General features: G+C 59.2%; 18 protein-coding genes. 12 read left to right on the forward strand and 6 right to left on the reverse strand.

Annotated features, from left to right (window positions below):
- Nucleotides 1–225: 225 nt before the first annotated feature.
- Nucleotides 226–804: a hypothetical protein gene (locus tag QWU44_RS02655; RefSeq protein ID WP_370914145.1), complete on the forward strand. Its 579-nt coding sequence runs from the start codon at nucleotides 226–228 to the stop codon at nucleotides 802–804.
- Here the strand turns inward: QWU44_RS02655 and QWU44_RS02660 are convergent.
- Nucleotides 801–2,039 carry a lycopene cyclase family protein gene (locus tag QWU44_RS02660; protein ID WP_370914146.1) on the reverse strand — a complete coding sequence of 413 codons (1,239 nt, stop codon included), beginning with the start codon at nucleotides 2,037–2,039 and terminating at the stop codon, nucleotides 801–803. The genes QWU44_RS02655 and QWU44_RS02660 overlap by 4 nt on opposite strands.
- A 17-nt stretch (nucleotides 2,040–2,056) precedes the next feature.
- Here QWU44_RS02660 and QWU44_RS02665 point away from each other — a divergent pair, with 17 nt between their 5' ends.
- Complete coding sequence (locus QWU44_RS02665; RefSeq protein ID WP_370914147.1) at nucleotides 2,057–3,688, forward strand: ABC-F family ATP-binding cassette domain-containing protein; 1,632 nt, start codon at nucleotides 2,057–2,059, stop codon at nucleotides 3,686–3,688.
- Nucleotides 3,689–3,913: 225 nt separating this feature from the next.
- Here QWU44_RS02665 and QWU44_RS02670 read toward each other — a convergent pair whose 3' ends face one another.
- Entirely contained in the window at nucleotides 3,914–4,105 is a 192-nt protein-coding gene (locus QWU44_RS02670; protein ID WP_370914148.1) for a hypothetical protein, read from the reverse strand.
- Between the two features lie 398 nt (nucleotides 4,106–4,503).
- Here QWU44_RS02670 and QWU44_RS02675 point away from each other — a divergent pair, with 398 nt between their 5' ends.
- Nucleotides 4,504–5,055 (forward strand): DUF1990 domain-containing protein, encoded by a 552-nt coding sequence (locus QWU44_RS02675; protein WP_370914149.1) that lies wholly within the window; start codon nucleotides 4,504–4,506, stop codon nucleotides 5,053–5,055.
- 11 nt (nucleotides 5,056–5,066) lie between these two features.
- On the opposite strand, the gene QWU44_RS02680 is transcribed toward QWU44_RS02675, so the two are convergent.
- From QWU44_RS02680 to acnA, 3 genes are all read right to left on the reverse strand, one after another.
- Nucleotides 5,067–5,810 (reverse strand): glutamine amidotransferase, encoded by a 744-nt coding sequence (locus tag QWU44_RS02680; protein WP_370914150.1) that lies wholly within the window; start codon nucleotides 5,808–5,810, stop codon nucleotides 5,067–5,069.
- Nucleotides 5,811–5,878: 68 nt separating this feature from the next.
- On the reverse strand, nucleotides 5,879–6,478 hold the full coding sequence (locus tag QWU44_RS02685) for a TetR/AcrR family transcriptional regulator (protein WP_370914151.1): 600 nt from the start codon (nucleotides 6,476–6,478) through the stop codon (nucleotides 5,879–5,881).
- Between the two features lie 209 nt (nucleotides 6,479–6,687).
- A complete protein-coding gene (gene acnA, locus QWU44_RS02690; protein ID WP_370914152.1) occupies nucleotides 6,688–9,510 on the reverse strand; it encodes an aconitate hydratase AcnA in 2,823 nt (940 codons plus the stop codon).
- A gap of 439 nt (nucleotides 9,511–9,949) precedes the next feature.
- On the opposite strand from acnA, the gene QWU44_RS02695 reads away from it, so the two are divergent.
- From QWU44_RS02695 to QWU44_RS02720, 6 genes are all read left to right on the forward strand, one after another.
- Nucleotides 9,950–10,429 (forward strand): DUF6676 family protein, encoded by a 480-nt coding sequence (locus QWU44_RS02695; RefSeq protein ID WP_370914153.1) that lies wholly within the window; start codon nucleotides 9,950–9,952, stop codon nucleotides 10,427–10,429.
- Between the two features lie 651 nt (nucleotides 10,430–11,080).
- Nucleotides 11,081–13,027, forward strand: coding sequence for a DIP1281 family NlpC/P60 protein (locus tag QWU44_RS02700; protein WP_370914303.1), 1,947 nt, complete (start codon nucleotides 11,081–11,083; stop codon nucleotides 13,025–13,027).
- An 87-nt stretch (nucleotides 13,028–13,114) separates the two neighbouring features.
- Nucleotides 13,115–14,206 carry a ferrochelatase gene (locus QWU44_RS02705; protein ID WP_370914154.1) on the forward strand — a complete coding sequence of 364 codons (1,092 nt, stop codon included), beginning with the start codon at nucleotides 13,115–13,117 and terminating at the stop codon, nucleotides 14,204–14,206.
- Nucleotides 14,207–14,326: 120 nt separating this feature from the next.
- Nucleotides 14,327–15,082 carry an ABC transporter ATP-binding protein gene (locus QWU44_RS02710; RefSeq protein ID WP_370914155.1) on the forward strand — a complete coding sequence of 252 codons (756 nt, stop codon included), beginning with the start codon at nucleotides 14,327–14,329 and terminating at the stop codon, nucleotides 15,080–15,082.
- Between the two features lie 5 nt (nucleotides 15,083–15,087).
- A complete protein-coding gene (locus QWU44_RS02715) occupies nucleotides 15,088–15,813 on the forward strand; it encodes an ABC transporter permease (protein WP_370914156.1) in 726 nt (241 codons plus the stop codon).
- A gap of 39 nt (nucleotides 15,814–15,852) precedes the next feature.
- A complete protein-coding gene (locus QWU44_RS02720) occupies nucleotides 15,853–16,416 on the forward strand; it encodes a TetR family transcriptional regulator (RefSeq protein WP_370914157.1) in 564 nt (187 codons plus the stop codon).
- Nucleotides 16,417–16,426: 10 nt separating this feature from the next.
- On the opposite strand, the gene QWU44_RS02725 is transcribed toward QWU44_RS02720, so the two are convergent.
- Nucleotides 16,427–17,245: a hypothetical protein gene (locus tag QWU44_RS02725; RefSeq protein WP_370914158.1), complete on the reverse strand. Its 819-nt coding sequence runs from the start codon at nucleotides 17,243–17,245 to the stop codon at nucleotides 16,427–16,429.
- Between the two features lie 34 nt (nucleotides 17,246–17,279).
- Between QWU44_RS02725 and QWU44_RS02730 the strand changes: the two genes are divergently transcribed.
- Genes QWU44_RS02730 through QWU44_RS02740 form a run of 3 tightly spaced genes read left to right on the forward strand, consistent with a single transcriptional unit; the run spans nucleotide 17,280 to nucleotide 19,845 of the window.
- Complete coding sequence (locus tag QWU44_RS02730) at nucleotides 17,280–18,122, forward strand: DUF3097 domain-containing protein (protein WP_370914159.1); 843 nt, start codon at nucleotides 17,280–17,282, stop codon at nucleotides 18,120–18,122.
- Nucleotides 18,123–18,166: 44 nt separating this feature from the next.
- On the forward strand, nucleotides 18,167–18,595 hold the full coding sequence (locus QWU44_RS02735) for an NfeD family protein (RefSeq protein ID WP_370914160.1): 429 nt from the start codon (nucleotides 18,167–18,169) through the stop codon (nucleotides 18,593–18,595).
- A 35-nt stretch (nucleotides 18,596–18,630) separates the two neighbouring features.
- Complete coding sequence (locus QWU44_RS02740; RefSeq protein ID WP_370914304.1) at nucleotides 18,631–19,845, forward strand: SPFH domain-containing protein; 1,215 nt, start codon at nucleotides 18,631–18,633, stop codon at nucleotides 19,843–19,845.
- Nucleotides 19,846–19,884 lie beyond the last annotated feature (39 nt).

Here is a 19,884-nt window from a genome sequence, read left to right on the forward strand (position 1 = left end):
GGCATGCACTCGCACGGCAACGCAGCCGCGCACAGGTGGAGGCTGCCCGGGGTATCTCCGTTGATCTGGGCCGAGACAGGAGTGCTGAGCAATCCGGCGGCTGGGTGATACGCCCCGATGGTAATAATGAGGAACAGATTCTCTGGTGTTACTTCCATAGCGACGGGAAAGCAACTACGCTGCGTCTCACGACACGATGCCGAATCGAACCCCCAGGAGCATACGATGAGAAGCCGAACAAAGCGTATCCTGTCCGTAGTCGTTGCCAACGTTGTTTTCCTAGGTATGGTCGGATCTGTAGGAGGCGCCGCCGCGAGGCCCACCCCACCGAATGATCCCTGTGTAATCACGCCCGGTCTCTTCAAACCGGCACCGGGGAACTGCGATTTTCCAAACCCCGTGGATCCGCTCCTCGTTGCACGAGAGCTCTCGCTTACGGTGGGGCCTGCCAGCGGGGTACTCCGGAAGATGAGTGTCACCGCGAAAGCAGAGACCTTCCCGGCGAATTTCGGGACAGTCGGCGAAACCGTCACCTTCATCATCGACGGCGTCGGGTACACCGCGGTGATGGATTCCGACTTCGAGGCGACGGTGACTTTTTCCCCGAGATCCGGAGGTGGAACGATTGTCGCGACGTTACCGACTGCAGTCGACTCCGAGAACCTCATCTACATTGATTCGGCACGAGCGGAGACGCGCTACGAAAATCCGACGGGATCCATCACCGACTACCTGACCGGAGTCGGGAGAGCCATCGAAGCTCTCATTCTCTGGTTCCGTGGACTATTCTCCACCAGCAGCTAAGAGAACCGCGCCCGTCCTGTTCCGCCAACCCCCGACAGGGAACAGAGGATCCTGAACCTCAACCGGGTGTCGGAATGAATGAAGATCCTCATCATCCCTCGCAGGGTGCCCACGGGATCCCCCGGGCTGAGAAAACGTCGCTGTGATGAGGTGTCGAGTCGGAAAACGAGCTCCATGAAATCAGGGAACTCATATTTGTCGAGATCCTTGAGAACTCTCTGTCCCATCCTCATCAGATACCGGTCAGTGCGGTATCTGAAGGTGTGCCACGGTAGTTTCTGTGGCGTACCCCCTGACATTGCGGCAGCAGCCAGCGCATCGAGGGTCGGCTCAACGAGAGAGAGTGATGTGGCGACGGAGAAACCGGATATGGGGGTTATGAAGCCCGCGCGTGCTCCGAAGGGCACAGGACCGTCAATGACGGGCCGACGACTGTTCCGGTCCATCGGGATGAGCACCGCCTCGGATCTCACGATCCGGTGGGCTGTGAAATCACCTATCCGCTGGCGCAGTGCCGTCTCCAACTCCGACCAGGGGAGACGCGAGTTCCGCACGAGAACCGTCTCCTGATGGAGAACACCACCCGAAACCGGGATCTGGTAATGGAACGTCGCCTCGGTGGTATCCGGTACCTGCCTGAGATCCATCCATACCGGGGGTGCATCATCGTCGATAACTACCCCGAAAGCTTGCTGAAAAGCGGATGCACGGCCCGGATCCACGCCCCGGGCATCGATGACAACCCTGGCTTGCATCGTGTGTCCGTCGGCACAGACGTGATGGCGTGCCACCGTGGTTGCCCGAGAAATCAGAACCGGAAAGGTGAGGAACCGGTTACGGAGCTTCTGATTGTCAAGGATGAGATATTCCCTACCCGGGGTGTAGACACGCGCGCCGATGATGACGGGAATGGATCTCGCTGCCGCCGGTGGATCTGGTAACCAGTCAGGTAGTTCATCGCTGAAGATCCCGTAGGTGTTCGGCCATTCCTCCCGGGGATCCACACCGAGAACGTTCCAGCCACGTCGGTGCGCGCGATGCGCAAGCGCCGCCCCCGCGGGGCCGAGACCGACAACGATCATATCGAACTGGGACTGCCCCGGGGTGTTTCCACCGTGTCGGGCAGGAGTCGCCATCTCGCTCACCGTTCCTCCCTGCGTTGTAGTCAGACCGGTGCCGCTGATTCCGGTACCAGTGGTATCGAAGGCGGTGGAAAGAATATTTCGGCTGGCCACTGATACACTGTCCGGCTGTGATTGTAACCAGTGATCTTGAAGTTCGTGTCGGTGCCCGAACGCTGCTCACCGCCCCCGGCCAGCACCTGCGGGTCCAACCCGGTGATCGTATCGGTTTGGTCGGCCGTAACGGTGCTGGGAAGACCACGACGATGAGAATCCTGGCTGGCGAGGCGGAAGCCTATGCGGGAACCGTTACTCGTTCCGGGACTCTCGGCTACCTGCCGCAAGACTCCCGTGAAGGTGACATCGAGGTGACCGCACGGGACCGGGTGCTCTCTGCACGTGGCCTGGACCGGCTCCAGTCGGCGATGGAGCGACAGCAGGAGATCATGGAAACGACGACGGATGATAACCGGCGTGATTCTGCTATCCGCAAGTATTCACGTCTCGAGGAGGAATACCACACTCTTGGTGGCTACGAGGCGGCCAGCGAGGCGGCACGGATATGTGATGCACTCGGTCTTCCCGCCCGTATCCTCGATCAGAAACTCAAGACGCTGTCCGGTGGTCAACGGAGAAGGGTGGAACTTGCGCAGATCCTCTTCGCGGCTTCCGCTGGATCCGGAAAATCCACCACGACGTTACTTCTCGACGAACCGACCAACCATTTGGACGCTGACTCCATCACATGGCTCCGAGAGTTCCTCACGCGCCATGAGGGGGGTCTCATCATGATCTCCCATGACGTCGACCTACTCGATGCGGTCTGCAATAAAGTTTGGTTCCTTGATGCGGTACGGGGCGAAGCGGATGTCTACAACATGGGATGGAAGAAGTACCTTGCCGCCCGAGCGACAGACGAGGCACGTCGCCGACGTGAACGTTCCAACGCGGAGAAGAAAGCGTCCGCACTGAAGCAGCAGGCGGCGAAACTCGGTGCGAAGGCAACGAAGGCTGCCGCGGCGAAACAGATGCTCGCCCGAGCCGAGAGAATGATCTCGGAGACCGATGAAATCCGTCGTTCCGACAAAGTTGCGCACATTTCCTTCCCGGAACCTGCCCCGTGCGGCAAAACCCCCATGAACGCCACCGGACTCACTAAAATGTACGGATCCCTCGAGGTGTTCGCCGGTGTAGATCTGGCGATTGACAAAGGGTCGAGGGTGGTTGTCCTCGGGTTCAATGGTGCAGGTAAAACCACCCTGCTCAAGCTCCTGGCCGGTGTCGAACGTACCGACGGTGAGGGCGGTATCGTTTCCGGGCACGGCCTTAAGATCGGCTACTTCGCCCAGGAACACGACACCATTGATCCGGAGGTATCCGTTTGGGAGAATACCGTCCGGGCATGTCCTGACGCCGCTGCCCAGGATCTACGGGGGTTACTCGGTGCCTTCATGTTCTCGGGGGACCAGTTGGAGCAGCCCGCAGGAACTTTGTCAGGCGGTGAGAAGACCCGACTGGCCCTTGCTGCCTTGGTCAGCTCGCGCGCCAATGTTCTGCTACTGGACGAACCAACCAACAACCTTGACCCTGTCTCCCGTGAACAGGTCCTCAATGCGCTGGGTACGTACACCGGAGCTGTGGTTCTGGTGACTCACGACCCCGGAGCGGTGAAGGCACTCGATCCCGAGCGTGTCATTGTCCTACCGGACGGGACAGAGGATCTCTGGAGTGACGAGTACATGGAGATCGTCGAACTGGCTTAGGAACACCCAAATTCCCGGGAGAGGAATCCAACCGGTGAAGCCGTACTCCTAGGCGTGTCTTAACTGAACGGTGATTCGCCAGACGGTGGCCGTATGGGACGAGCAAAATCGAGGTTTCACCATTTCACCGATGAGCAATGGGAACGGATCGAGTCCCTTTTTTGCCTTCCAACGCTGGGCGGCAGGGACATCCGTTTCAGGACAATCGCACGCTCGTCGAAGGGATCATCTACCGCTACCGGGCGGGCATTGCGTGGCGGTGATCCGCCTCGGGAGGAGTTCGTCCCGTGGCAGACGGTGTGCAAGCGCCATGTACGCTACGCCGAGAGCATCTGGGACCGGGTCCTGCACACGATTCTCGCTGACGCGGATACTGCCCGGGTTGATCAACTGGAACGTCTCGGTCGATGTCACCATCTGCCGCGCCCATCACCATGGCACGAACACAACGCGCCCCGAGCAGGACACAGAGGGCTCAATCGAATCACAAGAACCAGCCAGTCGTAGAGTGTGAACCTACAGGTCACCGTATCGGCCGCCCGCGTGGTGGACTAACGAGCACGATGCACAGTGCCATCGACGGGCGGGGTCGGCCTTGCACCGGTCCGGACGTGGTGATCGCCGACAAGGGGTACTCATCCGGCACGATCCGCCGCCAGTTCCGCAAGCGGAACATCGCTGCCGTCACCCTCTGTGCAATCCTGACCTGGGTACAACATTTAGGAGACACGCCCTAGCTGTACGGGATGCGCACCTGTGCGTGGAGCACAGTGGTGTGGGTACTACCCGGAATTAGCTTCCGTTATTCTCGGGGCATGGAATGCAGCGACAGGTCATGCGGTCGATTATGCCGATGGGCAGAGGAACTGACCTATCCGGACGAGCTTATCCTGACGACGTTGTGCAACACCGGCGAGCGTCCAGGTGGCGGGTTTCTGCAGGACAATTGGCGAGTCATTGACAAAAGCATCATTCTGGGGATGGGGCCAGGGGATTATCACGCCGTCTCCGAGCGCCTCATGACGTGGCGGGCACACGAATCCGCTGGTGTCGGCGTCGGATCCTGGCGCCCGGCCACCACCGACGATGTTGTCCGGGTTCGGTTCGCCGGAACAGATTCGCCGTGCCTGATCTTGTGCGCTGAGGTAGATGAGCTACAGACACGACTGGTGTACGGGACACTACCCGGCCACGTGGAGTGCGGAGAAGAGGCGTTCGCCATCACACTGGGACCGGATGGAACCGTGAGAGGGAGAATCACCGCATTCTCACGCCACGCATGGCTACCGGCGCGGCTGGCAGCTCCATTGGCGCGTTCAGTGCAGAATCTGATCACAGACCGCTACCTGGAAGGCATGCGCCCGTAAGTCCCGACGGTTCAGCGGGCGTAACGGTGAGCGAAGTTCCGGAGTAACCGGTTGTCCGTCGAAAGATCGTGACCGGAACAGGATTCGATGATCGAGTCGAATTCATCGGGATCGTAATATCCGGCATCGCGGTAAACCTCGAGCCGGTCACGGAAGCTCTCCAGTTCCAGCTCCGGATGGAATTGGGTCACGTAGATGTGGCGTTTGATTCGGTACATCTGGATCGGACAGTCTTCCCCCCGCACAAGCAGGGTTGCGCCGGGTGGAAGCTCCCGCGTGGCTTCTTTATGGCCGACGATGGTGGGAAACCTGTGGGGGAGCCCGTCAAGGATCGGATCCCCCCTACCCTCGTCGGTGACATCGACGAGAATGCACCGGGGTTTCTCACCGTAATGCCGGTCGATGATACCACCGGCTACGCTTCCGACTGCACCGACGCCGAAGCAGGCTCCAAAGAGCGGGAAATCCCGTTCAATGCACTCCCTGATCACCGTATTCAGACAGGTCTCGACCCTGACTTGATGATCTGTTTTATCGGGTTCAGTGGCGTTGTATGGTCCGCCACCGACGATGATTCCGGAGTAGTCATCGAGAATGACCCTGCCGAGAGGTTCCCGATTCACACGTTTTTGGATAAGAAAATCGGGTTTCAGCTCCATCATTGAGAGAAAAGAGCTGAACTCTGATTCCGCGGCATCATCCTCAGGCCGGGTACTCAGCAGAAGGAAAGGTTTGGTGATCTCGGTGACGGACATACCGTGTGATACTACTGGCTTTTCACCAAAATATGGGAACAATCACACGAAAAGCTGAGGAAAAATGATCAGACCGGTCTGCTCTGAGAATCAACTTTTCCCGGGTGTGGTGTCCTGACGCTGGCTTCGACGAGGTCGAGAACACGGTGTAGACACTCGGTGGGCTCGCCGCTGGCAAGCCGGGTGATGAAACCATCCATCACCGTCTCGAGATAGGTGTGGAGAACCTCGACCGCTACGTCGGTCCGCATACGTCCGGCGTCCACCCCGGCTTGGAGTCGGGATCGGATAGCTTCGTCGAGCACCGCCTGGTGCTCGACCCAGCGGGCCGAAAACACCGGATCAGTACGCAGCAGTCGGGTTATCTCTAACCGGGTCGAGAGCCAGTCATAGCGATCAGGGTGGGAAAGCATGTCCCGCATCACCTCAACCAGACCTTCCTCAGTTACCACATCCGCCATACGTGCCGCATCCTCTCGGGCGAGAGCGAGGAAAAGGTTCTCCTTGTCGGCGAAATGGTGGAAGATCGCACCCCGGGATTTTCCGGTGGCCTGTTCAAGACGTCTGACGGTCGCGCCGTCGTAACCGAACTCGGCAAAGCACCGGCGGGCCCCTTCGAGGATCTCCCGACGCCGTTGCGAGAGGTCCGAGGAACTGACCTTGGGCACGACAGTTCTCCTTATTAGTGGCGTTGTGATCCGTCCAGTACAACTGGGTTGCGGTACCACGAATGAATTGTACTGGTGTCAACGATGACGAGGGGGCTGCGTAATGGGGAGCGGCCGACCGTTCCTCATTACGCAGCCCCGTCGGTTGAGCCCGTGAGAGTCCGGATACCAGGGTCAATCCCGGCTCCCGTAGACTCGGGAGGACTTGATCAAGCGGCACCCCGTGCCATGTTGCGCAGAACGTACTGCAGGATTCCTCCGTTACGGAAGTACGCGGCCTCACCGGGGGTGTCCACGCGGACCTTGGCGTCAAAGACGATGTCCTCTCCACCATCCTGCTTGTGTGCGGTTACCTTCACGGTCTGCGGGATTGTGTCGTTGTTGAATTCCTCAATGCCTTCGATATCGAAGACCTCGGTGCCATCCAACCCGAGGGACTCGTGGGTCTCGCCCTCGGGGAACTGCAGCGGAATGACACCCATACCGATCAGGTTCGAGCGGTGAATGCGTTCGAAGCTCTCGGTGATGACGGCTCGGACACCGAGAAGGTTCGTGCCCTTCGCCGCCCAGTCACGGGACGAACCCGTACCGTATTCCTTGCCACCGAGGACAACCAGCGGAATGCCCTCTGCCTTGTAGTTCTGGCACGCGTCGAAAATGAATGCCTGAGGGCCACCTTCCTGGGTGAAATCGCGGGTGTAGCCACCGGCCTGATCGACGAGTTGATTTTGAAGGCGAATGTTGGCGAATGTACCGCGCATCATCACCTCGTGATTACCACGCCGGGAACCGAGCGAGTTGTAGTCGTTGCGTTCGACACCGTTCTCATCCAGGTACTGAGCGGCGGGGGTACCAGGCTTGATCGACGAAGCCGGGGAGATGTGGTCGGTGGTGACCGAGTCGCCGAGCTTGCACAGAACGCGGGCGCCCTTGATATCTGCCACAGGCTCCGGTTCCATGGTCATACCGTCGAAGTACGGGGCCTTGCGGATGTAGGTCGAGGACTCGTCCCAGTCGAAGGTCTTTCCTTCGGGGGTGGGGAGGTTCTGCCACTGCTCGTCACCCTTGAAGACGTCAGCGTAATCAGCCTCGTAAAGTTCGCGGGAGATGCATTCCTCGATCGTGGCTTCGATCTCCTCGGTGGAGGGCCAGATGTCGGTCAGGAAGACATCGTTGCCGTTTTCATCCTGTCCAAGCGGTTGCGTCGCAAAGTCGAAGTCCATGGTGCCTGCGATGGCGTAGGCGATCACCATGATCGGGGATGCGAGATAGTTCATTTTCACGTCGGGGGAGATACGCCCCTCGAAGTTACGGTTACCCGATAGCACTGCGGTGGCGGTCAGATCATACTTGTTGATCGCCGCAGAGATTTCCTCCGGGAGTGGGCCGGAGTTACCAATACAGGTGGTACAACCGAAACCTGCGAGGTAGAAGCCCATGGCTTCCAGGTCCTTCCACAGGTCAGCGCGCTTGTAGTAGCCGTCAACGACCTGTGAACCGGGTGCACAGATAGTCTTGACCCATGGTTTTGCCTTGAGTCCCTTCGCAGCGGCTTTGCGTGCAATCAGACCCGCCCCGATCATGACGGAGGGATTGGAGGTGTTGGTGCAGGAGGTGATCGACGCGATCGCCACCATCCCGTGGTCAAGCGTGTACTCGCCCCCGTTGGGAGAGGTCACCGTGACCGGTCGTGATGCTCGTCCCTCCGCACCCTTCGCAGCAGACTCACCGCGGCCTTCGCGAGAGGAGTTGTAGAGATCCGCGACGTCGGCATCATCAAAGTCAAGTTCGCCTTCAGCATCCATGCGGACGGCGGGTCGGCTCTCATCCTCGACGAACTTGTCACTGCAGTAGTTCGGCAGATCTTTGCGGAACTGCTGCTTGGCCTCGGAGAGAAGAATACGGTCCTGCGGGCGCTTTGGACCTGCGATTGATGGCACAACCGTCGACAGATCAAGTTCGAGGTACTCGGAGTACTCGGCCTCGAGTGAGTCCTCATCCAGCCACATGCCCTGAGCCTTGGCATATGCTTCGACAAGCTCAATCTGCTCTTCGGAGCGGCCGGTCAGCTTGAGGTATTTGGTGGTTTGTTCATCGATGGGGAACATCGCACAGGTGGATCCGAACTCTGGCGACATGTTGCCGATGGTTGCGCGGTTCGCGAGTGGGACCTCCTTGACTCCGGACCCGTAGAACTCGACGAACTTTTGGACGACACCGTGCTTGCGAAGCATCTCGGTGATTGTCAGAACGACGTCCGTAGCGGTAACACCGGCGGGAATCGCTCCCGTGAGTTTAAATCCGACGACGCGGGGAATGAGCATTGAGACGGGTTGGCCGAGCATCGCTGCCTCTGCCTCGATACCACCAACGCCCCAGCCGAGAATACCGAGACCGTTTTCCATCGTGGTGTGGGAGTCAGTACCAATGCAGGTGTCTGGGTAAGCGACACCGTCGTTGTCGAAAACAACACGGGCGAGGTTCTCGATGTTGACCTGGTGGACGATGCCGGTTCCCGGAGGCACCACCCGGAAGTTGGAGAACGCCTTGGAACCCCAGCGGAGGAACTGATAGCGCTCCTCATTACGCTCGTACTCAATCTTGACGTTCTTCTCAAGGGAATCGGAGTGACCGAACGCCTCGATGATGACCGAGTGATCGATGACCATCTCTGCGGGGTTCAATGGATTGACGCCATCCGGATCTCCCCCGAGAGCCTTGATCGCCTCACGCATCGTCGCAAGGTCAACGACACAAGGAACGCCGGTGAAGTCCTGCATCAACACCCGGGCTGGGGTGAACTGGATCTCGATACTGGGTTCTGCGGAGGCGTCCCAGTTCGCGATTGCCTTGATGTGGTCTCGAGTGATGTTGGCGCCGTCCTCTGTGCGAAGAAGGTTCTCGCCGAGAACTTTCAGGGAGTAAGGCAGCTTCTCCATGCCGGGCACAGCATCGAGAGCGTAGTACTCGTAGGACTTGTCGCCGACTTTGAGGGTGCTCTTGGCGTTGAATGAGTTCTGGCTCTCAGTCACGGTAGGCTCCGTTCCTAAACTAATCGGGTGAGTTAACGCATCGGCTGGGTGATTCTCCGGCTGGCACCGACGCAGGTCAAACATCGGTTCATCGCGCCGATAGGCTGGAATGAACGTCGTCTGCGGTAAAGTATAACAGTACGGGCGTTCTGTTCGGGAATTCTGGCACGTGGTGGGTTTCCCCACCCCCGTAATCTATCATTGAAGCCGCATAATGGGTGGTCGCAAACCGTGAGTGTGCGGATTGCTCACCCCCGGAACATGGATAGTCCTCGCGCGCACGGTGTCAAAAGGTTATTTGGCAAACGGCTTAGCGGAATGTCGGTGGACACGGTGTGTCCTCTGCCTATTTTGGAGACAGCGTGCCATAGTCGGGAGGGCGGGGGCGTCGGCACCGTCGATCCCGGACGCGGAAACACTGAGAGGAAATCATCGTCACATGATCCCCACCGAGATTGATCTGACGGACATCGTCGAGGATCTTGCCGATGATGATGTTGCTATCGGATCACTGGGGGCCGAGCATCCAGGACTTGAGAGTGCCCTTTCTAATGTCATCGATGATGCACGCCAGAGCGGGTTTGGTGAGCTCCGTTTTGTTTTTCTCGATTCAGCTCCCGCGATGTCCGCGGACCAGCGGGATATCGCACAGGATCTTCTCATGGACACTGGGGCGGATACCGTCATAGTTCGCTCACCGGCGGGTGGTGCTGTTGTCAGTGACAACCATTCACGAGCAGCGATTGAGTCCGCCCAGGTGGACCTCTTCCAGAATCCAGACCTGGTGGAGGGTACGAGAACTTTCGTCAATGATCTCGATGGTGCGATAGTTCCGTGGCAGGCCATCAATCTCGGAGTTCTGGCCGTCGTCCTTTGTGCGATCATGGTGACGGTGCTCGCACTACTGTCTAGGCGTTAGTGACGGATTGGAAATGACATGGTATGTCAAGTGTTGAAGCTTGACGTACCATGTTTGATAATTGGCACCCCTGAAAACTTCCCGTTGGCAAAATACTATGGAGGGGTGTGGATGTAGGAGGACACGTGCAGAAATTATCCAATGTGGTGAAAATCACACCTATTTTTCGGGGGTGAAAGTGCACAGGTCAGCAACCTTGCCAGTCACGGCGTCAGTCTTTACCGCTGTGACTAGTGGGATCACTGTTTACCCAAGTTCTTTGGAGTGAATTAACGTTCAGTTGTCAGCCCATGTGTTCCGTGAGTTCTACCTTCAGTTATCGATACGTCGATTCCGAACCGTCCAGTCGGCACCGGATCAACGTAGATGAAGATTGTTGGTGGTTCGTGAGGCACGTGGGGAAGCATGCCTGGCGGGTCCCATCCCTAGAGTCTCGTCAGGGACTCATGGGCTGTGCCGAATGTCCACCATCCGGAAATCGTCGGACTTCCTGTTCCGGCTGTTCCGGCCCACGATGCACGAAGCAGTCGCCGCTATCGACGGAGTCGCGCCAGCGCCTCCTGAACCTGGCACCTCCCTGCCCCGGGTTAGTCCGGTTCACGGGCTGGCATCAGGTAACGATGAAGCGGGGATAGGAGTTACTCAGTGGCAATGTTCACGCCTCGCCGTACAGCGGCACCCGGTGCAGCAGAGGGGGGCTCGACCCCTCGAGTACACCGGACGATCGGTGTTCTGTTGACCGCTTCGCTCACTTTCTCCCTGGCTCCGGCCTCGGCAGTGCCGCGAAATCCGGATGACTCGGAGATCGCAGCAGCCGAACAGGCGGTTGGGATGAGTTCCAACGAGGTAGCTTCACTTGCCGCTGGGCTATCCTCGGCGCAGGAACAGATCGTCAGTCTGGAGAACGATATGGGGCGTCTCCGCGAGGCGGTGAACAAGGCGCTCGTGGATCTTCACGACGCACAGGCTGGCGCGGAACAGGCACGGCAGAACGCTCGCGGCGCCCTAGCTGATCTGGATGAGACTCAGGACCGGTTGAATGCTGAGCAATCCAAACTTGATGAGATCTCCCGGTCTGCTTACCGTCGTGGAAGTACATCACTGGCAGTTAGTGGTCTTGCCGGAGCTAAGAATGCCGATGATGCTCTAGCGCGTCAGACCTTCATTCGTACCACTGCCGCGAAGAAAGAGGCTCTTCTCGACGAGCTCGATCGTCTGCGGACCGAGAACGCAAATGAAGAATCACGGTTGCGGGCCGCGAGGAGAGTTGCGGAACACCGTGAATCGGAGGCTGAGGCCGCCGAGGCTGCCGCCCGTGCCGACATTGAGACGAATGCCGGATTGATCGAGGAAGCCACGGCCCAACGTGATCGGCTCGCTGCGGAAAGAGATGCTGCGGAGGAACGTCTCGCTGCGGCACGTGCAGCAGCCGGGAATCTAAACAATCAGCGGAGGGAATACGAGGAGTATTCGCGGGCGGAGGCTGAGCGGAAGGCGGCGGAAGTTGCGGCCGAGTTGGCGGCCAAACAGAAAGCGGCCGCAGAAGTTGATTCGGCAGACAGTCGTCAGGAGGCTGCTGCGGCTGCCAGCGCTGCTGCTGCAGCAGCGCTGGAGGCGCCGGACCGGAGCGAAGCCCGCGAGAAAGCGCAGGAAGCGGTTGATCAGGCAGTTCGCGCCCAAGAGGTCGCGGAAAAAGCCGCCTCTGACGTGGGAAGCAGTGGTGAGGACGCACAGCGGGTGGAGGATCTTCGTCGTGCAGCGAGTGCTGCGGCGTCTCTGGCGGCAGCGGCGTTGGTCGCGGTGAATTCTCCGGACCATGCAACGTTGACAAATCCTTATCCGAGTGAGGAATCTGACGCTGACACCCTCATCGCTGCAGTTCGCGATACCGTCGCGGTACTTGGTGAGAATTTCGGTGGCGGCTATTCTGCGGCTCCAGAACCTACCGCTGCGAGAGAGAGTGCACTGGTAGGGAACGGTACCCGTGATGATGATTCTTCCGTTCCGGCGATTACGACAGTCACGCCGGTGACCACGACGGCCACACCGACGACCACTCGAAACGGTACAGCGGATGATCCCGTCAGTGGCACCATCGACACTTTGGTCGATTACGTGACCCTGACCGACCTGAATGAAATCACGGAGACCGCCACCGAGGTCATCTCCGGATCACGCTCCGAAAAGATTGAGGGGGTCATCGCACGGGCCACGGCCATGATCGGTACGCCGTATGCCTGGGGGGGTGGCAATGCAGCAGGTCCGACCCGAGGTATCCGGGACGGGGGAGTTGCCGACTCGTATGGTGATTACAACAAGATCGGATTCGATTGCTCTGGGTTGACTCTCTACGCTTTCGCAGGAGCGGGAATTGCGCTCCCGCACTACACCGGTTACCAGTACCAGCGCGGAACCAAAGTGTCGACAACGAACATTCAGCGTGGTGATCTGCTCTTTTGGGGGCCCAACGCTGAATACCATGTGGCCATTTATCTGGGTGACGGAATGATGATCGAGGCTCCGCAATCCGGTGGACACGTTCAGATCAGTCCTGTCCGGTGGTCCGGTATGAGTCCGTACGCGGTCCGACTGATCTGATCAGTAGTACTTCACGTCCTCACCGCCGGTACTGCAGGTGACCCGCTGAGTCGGTGGAGTGATGGTGTGTTGGGTATTCTGGAAATTATGTCTCACCCTCGCACCACTGATTATGACGCACTGCTGTTTCTCTCCTTCGGAGGACCAGAAGGTCACGATGACGTCCGCCCGTTCCTCGAGAATGTGACTCGAGGCAGGGGAATTCCCCCGGAGCGCCTGGATGAGGTGGAGGTGCACTACCACCACTTTGGTGGAGTGAGTCCGCTCAACCAACTGAATCGCGAGATCATAGGCAATGTCCGTGCTGAACTCGCCCGCCGTGGTATTGATCTTCCTGTCTATTTCGGCAACCGGAACTGGCATCCGATGGCTCCGGACACGGCCGCCGAGATGGCGCGGGACGGCGTCCGCAACGCACTCGTGTTCGCCACATCAGCGTGGGCTGGATATTCGGGCTGCAGACAATACGACGAAGATATCGCAGGCATGCGGGAACGTCTGGCTGCGGAGGGGCTACCGGAGATCCGGTTCACCAAACTGCGTCAGTTCTATGATCACCCGCTGTTCATTCGCGCGATGGCACACGCGGTGAGAGACGCCTATTCACGGTTGTCAGAGGACGTTCGCGCTTCCGCTCGGCTCATGTTCACCGCGCATTCGATTCCGACAGCAGCCGACAATGCAGCAGGTGTTGCGGCTGACGGTCCACTCTATTCAAGGCAGGTGCACGAAGCTGCGGCGCTGGTCGCCCGCGAGGTTGGAGTGGAGGATTATGACGTCGTGTGGCAGTCGCGGTCGGGTTCGCCGCACACGCCGTGGCTGGAGCCGGACATTGTTGATCACGTAACCGACCTGCATGAGGGAGCAGGGCTTCCGGCTGCTGTGGTCTGCCCCATCGGGTTCATTTCCGACCACATTGAAGTTGTGTGGGACCTGGATTCTGAGCTTGCAGAAGAGGCTGAGGAGTTCGGTATTCCCATCGAGAGAACTGGCACAGCGGGGCCGACCACTGAGTTCGCGCAGATGGTGGTTGCCTTGGTTCTCGAAATGATTGAGAAAAGGGATCCTCTGCGTCTCGGTAGTGCGCCCTTGCGGGGGTGCACCGTAAACGGTGCTTTCTGCGCCGAGGGCTGTTGTACTCCCGCTAGGCGGCCCGCGGCGGCTCAGCGCTCGGGATAGTTTTACCGCGGCGGCTCTCAATCCCCGGGTGTTCAACAATTGTTGAACACCCGGGGATTTTCACGTAGTGTGAGCACTGTCCACATATTCAACAGTCGTTGAACACTGAAGGGGGCCGCCATGCCACCCGTCATCACCGCCACTGGCCTTACGGTCAGCCGTGGTCCGAATCACCACCGGAGAACGATCATCGGACCTCTGTCCTTCACGGTTCCTCCTGGCTGCATCACCGGGTTGGTCGGCCCTTCCGGAGCGGGTAAGACCACACTGATCCGTGCTATCACCGGCCTGCAGCCTCATCAGGGCGAACTCACCGTCCTGGGACGCCGGGCGGGGCATCGTGCGAACCGGGGAAGAATCGGATACGACCCGCAGGAGGCCGCGGTGTATCCCGGACTCAGTGCCCGCGAGCACTGTCGCTACTACGGGACGCTCGGGCATGATTCCGTCCCTTCGCGTGAGGTCATCGATGAGCACCTGGAGGTGCTCGGGCTTGCAGAGGTGGCCGAAATAAGCGCGCATAGGCTCTCCGGAGGACAGCGCAAACGCGTCTCACTGGCCTGTGCACTCATCTCCCGGGCGAAACTCCTCGTTATCGATGAGCCCACCATCGGGCTCGATCCCTTGACCCGGGAATATCTCTGGAATCACTTCCGGAGCCTCGCAGCCGACGGTGTCACCTTCCTGTTGAGTTCACATGTTCTCGAGGAGGCCAACAGGTGCGACCGTGTGCTGATGCTCAGGCAGGGTGAACTGATCGCGGACGAAACACCGAGCGATCTGCGGCACCGGACCGGACGTCCTGATCTTGAGTCAGCATTCCTCACATTGCTACGGGAAGGCTTCGGCTCAAGCGGAGAGGGACGGAAGAGGTGAGTGCGATGAAACGAACTCTGTCTACTTCTGTACGGCTTTCCCTGGAGCTCATCCGTGACCGGAGACTCGCAACCCAGATGCTGATACTCCCGACGCTGCTCCTCACACTTCTGTACTTCGTTTACCTGGATCATCCGGGGTTCACGGTTGTCGCCCAGATGTTGCTCGGCCTCATGCCCATGGTGATGATGTTCATCGTCGCTGCTGTCGCCGTCCAGCGGGAGCGCACTGCTGGGAGTCTGGAACGCCTCTGGACGACCTGTCTCACCCATACCGAACTGTTGGTCGGCTATGCACTGACCTTCGGTAGTTTTGCCGTCGTGCAGGCGGCGGTCATGCTCGGGGTCGCTCATCAGGCTCTCGGTGTGGATCCACCTTCTGGAATCTTGGGCACGGGCGTTGTGACCCTCTTGTCCGGTGTTACCGGGTCCGTGTTGGGCCTGGTCGCGGGCAGTTTCGCCCGGAACGAATTCCAGGCTGTTCAGATGCTTCCCCTGGTTATCGGCCCGCAGCTCTTTCTCGCCGGAATTTTCGTTCCGACGTCGGCGATGCCCCTAGCACTCCAGTGGATCTCAGATATTCTGCCATTGACCTACGCCGTGAAGGCACAACAACACCTCGCTGTGGAAAACAGCGTCTACTCAGGCTTCGTAACGGACATGCTGATTCTCTCGGGGTTTTCAATGTGCGGAATGGCTGTGGCCGCGCTATTCATGCAGCGACGGACCTGACGCTGGGGAGGACACAGTCCGGAAGCTAGAATCCCGTAGATGGAGAAGAGCAGCGCCCGTAACCGAATACTCGCATCAGCGAGCGCACTATTCGCTGCCCGCGGATATCGTGGCACGACGCTGCGTGCCGTGGCGACGGGAGCCGGGTGTGACGTCGCCCTTGTTCCCCACTACTTCGGAAACAAGGAGGGACTGTTCCGAGCGGTGATCCAGTTCCCGGCGGACCCAGGAGACATTCACGCCGTGCTTGCTTCAGTGCCTTTCGACGATCTCGGTCCAGTACTGGTCAAGGAAATCATCGCTCTGTGGGAATCGCCCGTCGCCGACCAATTGCTCGCGATGGCACGTGGTGCTCTCGAGGATCCCGCCCCCTTCTCCGAGTACCTCACGTCCGTTCTGTGGGAGCCGGTTCGCGCAAGACTGAAGGAGAATGGCGTCGACCGTGCTGAAGCCGAGCGACGGATCGCCTTTTCCCAGTCGCAGTTGGCGGGGATCATCGTGACACGCTACCTATTTCGTCTTCCTGCCGCCCGGGAATTGTCCACTGCTGATCTCGTCAAGTCACTCGGTCCTGTTGTACAGGGTTTCCTCGACGGCAACTGAACCCGCACAGTCAGGAGCCGCGCCCGTACTCACCGACCGCATAGGCGACACCGGCCATCCGGGCCCTTCGGAGGTGTCCGAGAAGTTCCGTGAGTTCCGCGTCATGACTGTGGTCTCCTGCTTCGGTCACCACGCTCTCGATGATTGCGGCGACACGATCCGCACGGGCGAGAAGCTTACCGGCCCGTGGAGTGACCGAATCCGGGAGTCCGGGACCTGCATAGAAATCGCTGAGTCGCCCCACCGTCAGACGGGGATCTATCAATGAGCTCCGCGTGAAACCTCGGGCCGTGATCCTGTCGGCTACACGTTCCGTCGCATTCGCGAGGAGTCGGTCAGCATCACCGGGACCCAGATGATCCGGTTCCGGTACCCGGCCGTGTTCGGTGAACCATCGCCACGAAACGACCTGATGGGGATCGCCGAACCCCTCATCCGGTACGAGGATGTGGCTGGTATCCGGATCGACATCCCGGATGATCAGTGCGCTGGATCCCATCCGTCGTGCAGTCTCTGCGGAAGGTGAACCCGCGATCAGCCCGGGAACCTGTCCCGGGCCGCCGAAAACGAGTCGGAGAACTGGTTCTCCGGGTTGGAGATGCGCCACTAGAGGAGTACTGATTCTGCGGAGGCGCCGGAGTATGTCGATGAAGTCGCCTTCAGAGGTCTGCGGTGTGCCCCGGGTATCAGACGTGCACAGCACATGACGCAATCCATAACTGGTGAAGGTTTCGGTGAGTTCGTCGTAGCTGACTTTGCCGTAGATCCATCCAGCGAGCCAGATCGCGGCGTTCTGGAGGGGCGAGTACACCAAGGGACGGAAATCCATGGTTGTCAGAGTTTAGCCGATAGGGTGAAATCTCATGAGCTTTCATGACCCTTATTCCGGAGACATCCTCTCCGGACACGCCCGTCGCCGTAATCCGGAATACCCCACGATCCCTGCGGAACCTGGTCTGGTCGTGGAGGTGATCGCGGACGGGTTCGTGGGTGCGGTCACCCGATTCGAGCGCACATACGACGGCGATTTCATCGGACTAGAGGATAGGAACGGGAGAGAACGTCTGTTCAAGTTGAGAAACGGTGCGTTTCTTGTGGAAGGAAAAAGGGTGACACTCACCCGATACGTCCCGGACAACGGACCCCTACGCTCGAACTCGGGTTCCCGGAAAGTCGGGAACGTCACCGCCAAGATCGCAGCACCCTCGCGAATCTGGGTTGAAGGCATCCATGATGCGGCAATCATCGAGAAAGTGTGGGGCCATGACCTACGCGTCGAGGGGGTAGTGGTCGAGTACCTAGAAGGCCTCGACAATCTCCCGGAGCGTCTGGATGAGTTCCAGCCCGGCCCCGGGCGACGAGTCGGGGTACTCGCTGACCACCTCGTCGAGGGGTCCAAGGAAACTAGGCTCACCCAATCTCTGGGGCCGGATGTCCTGGTCACCGGGCATCCCTTCATTGATATCTGGGAAGCAGTGAAACCGGAGAAACTCGGCTTGCGGTCCTGGCCAGAGATTCCCCGAGGGGAAGACTGGAAGACCGGTATTTGTTCGCGTCTGAAGTGGGGGACACCACGTGAAGGGTGGAACAGGGTGTACGGAGCTGTGGAAAGCTACCGGGATCTTGATTCGGCCTTGATCGGTGCTGTCGAGAGGCTTGTGGATTTCGTGACCATTCCGGGCGTCGATAAGCGGGATCTGGTCTAATTCCGGTTCCGGGGCAAGAGAATATGTTCGGGTAGGGTGAAAACGTGGGTGCACTTGTTTGGTTGATAGCTGCGATTCTGCTGGCCGCTCTTGAACTGCTGGCCGGAGACTTCACCCTGTTGTTACTGGGTGGAGCTGCGCTCGCGACAGCCGGAATAGGCGTCTTCGATGTTCCCCTCTGGATGGAGATCGTGACGTTCGCCCTGTCATCGTTCGGTCTCCTCGTATTCGTCCGACCGATCCTCCGGCGCCGAACCCGCTCCGTAGGCGTGCTCGACACCTCGCCGCAGGCTCTGATCGGTACCACCGCCACGGTTCTTGAAGAAGTGGACGGTCACAGTGGTCAGATCCGGCTCGGAGGAGAGATCTGGTCCGCGAGAAGTCTCGACCCCACGCACAGATTCACCCCGGGCGAACGGGTGAATGTCGTCACGATCGACGGCGCAGTCGCCGTCGTCTGGAAGGAGATCTGACCATGGACGAAGTCGCTCTGGTCCAAATTGTCCTGATGGCGTTGATCGTCATCCTCATCGGACTGGTGGTGTCGAAGTCCCTGAAGCTCGTCCCCGAAGGTGAGGCCGCCGTCATCGAGAGGCTGGGCTCCTACACCCGAACCGCACAGGGGCTGACGTTCCTGATCCCGTTCATCGACCGGGTCCGTGCGAAGGTCGACACCCGCGAGCGGGTCGTCAGCTTCCCTCCGCAGGCCGTCATCACCAAGGATAATCTGACGGTGGACATCGATGTTGTGGTGACCTTCAAGATCAATGAACCGCATCTCGCTATCTACGGTGTGGACAATTACATCTACGGTGTCGAGCAGATCTCTGTCGCCACCCTCCGTGATGTCGTTGGCGGCATGGATCTGGAGGAGACGTTGACGTCTCGCGAGGTCATCAACCGCAGGCTGCGCAGCGAGCTTGACGGTGCTACAACGAAGTGGGGGCTGCGTATCGCGCGGGTTGAGCTCAAGGCGATCGATCCACCGCCCTCCATCAAACAGCCGATGGAGAAGCAGATGACCGCTGAGCGGGAGAAGCGTGCGATGATCCTCACCGCTGAGGGGCAGCGGGAGGCCTACATCAAGACTGCGGAGGGGCAGAAACAGGCACGTATTCTCGCAGCGGAGGGTGAGAAGCATGCCGCGATTCTCGCGGCTGAAGCGGAACGGCAGGCGGAGATGCTCCGTGCCGAGGGGGATCGTGCAGCAAGTTTTCTCCGTGCTCAGGGTGAGGCACGTTCAATCCAGAAAATTAACGCCGCCATCAAGGCCTCACAATTGACTCCGGAGGTTCTTGCCTACCAGTACCTCGATAAACTACCGAAGCTCGCAGAGGGCGACGCCAACAAGGTCTGGATGATCCCCAACCAATTCGGTGACTCCCTGGAGCAATTCGCCCGCGCGATGGCGAACAAGGACGAGGACGGTATCTTCCGTTTCGAACCCGCCGATGTCGACGAGCGAACCAGGGAAATCGCGGAGGATGGCGACACCGAGGGGTGGTTCTCCACAGAATCCGATCCGGAGATCGCAGCAGCCGTGGCTGCGGCGAATGCTGTAGCTAATAAGCCAGTGGATCCGGCTCCTCATCAGATGTCCGGGAAGCCTACGGTGTCCCCCGAGATTCCTGCTCGCTCTGTCGCCGGGGAGCAGCCTTCTCCGGGATCTCCAGATATTCATTTATCGGGAGCTCCGCGACCCGATGAGAAGCTCACCGATTAACTCCCTGAGAAAGCTCTCCATCTGTTGTCACGGTGGAGG

This window comes from Corynebacterium sp. CCM 9203, from assembly GCF_041357675.1.
Lineage (GTDB): Bacteria > Actinomycetota > Actinomycetes > Mycobacteriales > Mycobacteriaceae > Corynebacterium.

Bases quoted from the DNA above. Each gene is read 5' to 3' on its own strand.
- QWU44_RS02655 (WP_370914145.1), top strand. From the start codon at position 226: ATGAGAAGCCGAACAAAGCGTATCCTGTCCGTAGTCGTTGCCAACGTT.
- QWU44_RS02730 (WP_370914159.1), top strand. From the start codon at position 17,280: ATGAGCTTTCATGACCCTTATTCCGGAGACATCCTCTCCGGACACGCC.
- QWU44_RS02705 (WP_370914154.1), top strand. From the start codon at position 13,115: ATGTCTCACCCTCGCACCACTGATTATGACGCACTGCTGTTTCTCTCC.
- QWU44_RS02715 (WP_370914156.1), top strand. From the start codon at position 15,088: ATGAAACGAACTCTGTCTACTTCTGTACGGCTTTCCCTGGAGCTCATC.
- QWU44_RS02740 (WP_370914304.1), top strand. From the start codon at position 18,631: ATGGCGTTGATCGTCATCCTCATCGGACTGGTGGTGTCGAAGTCCCTG.
- QWU44_RS02700 (WP_370914303.1), top strand. From the start codon at position 11,081: ATGTTCACGCCTCGCCGTACAGCGGCACCCGGTGCAGCAGAGGGGGGC.
- QWU44_RS02670 (WP_370914148.1), bottom strand. From the start codon at position 4,105: ATGGTGACATCGACCGAGACGTTCCAGTTGATCAACCCGGGCAGTATC.
- QWU44_RS02675 (WP_370914149.1), top strand. From the start codon at position 4,504: ATGGAATGCAGCGACAGGTCATGCGGTCGATTATGCCGATGGGCAGAG.
- QWU44_RS02695 (WP_370914153.1), top strand. From the start codon at position 9,950: ATGATCCCCACCGAGATTGATCTGACGGACATCGTCGAGGATCTTGCC.
- QWU44_RS02710 (WP_370914155.1), top strand. From the start codon at position 14,327: ATGCCACCCGTCATCACCGCCACTGGCCTTACGGTCAGCCGTGGTCCG.
- QWU44_RS02725 (WP_370914158.1), bottom strand. From the start codon at position 17,245: ATGGATTTCCGTCCCTTGGTGTACTCGCCCCTCCAGAACGCCGCGATC.
- QWU44_RS02720 (WP_370914157.1), top strand. From the start codon at position 15,853: ATGGAGAAGAGCAGCGCCCGTAACCGAATACTCGCATCAGCGAGCGCA.
- QWU44_RS02680 (WP_370914150.1), bottom strand. From the start codon at position 5,810: ATGTCCGTCACCGAGATCACCAAACCTTTCCTTCTGCTGAGTACCCGG.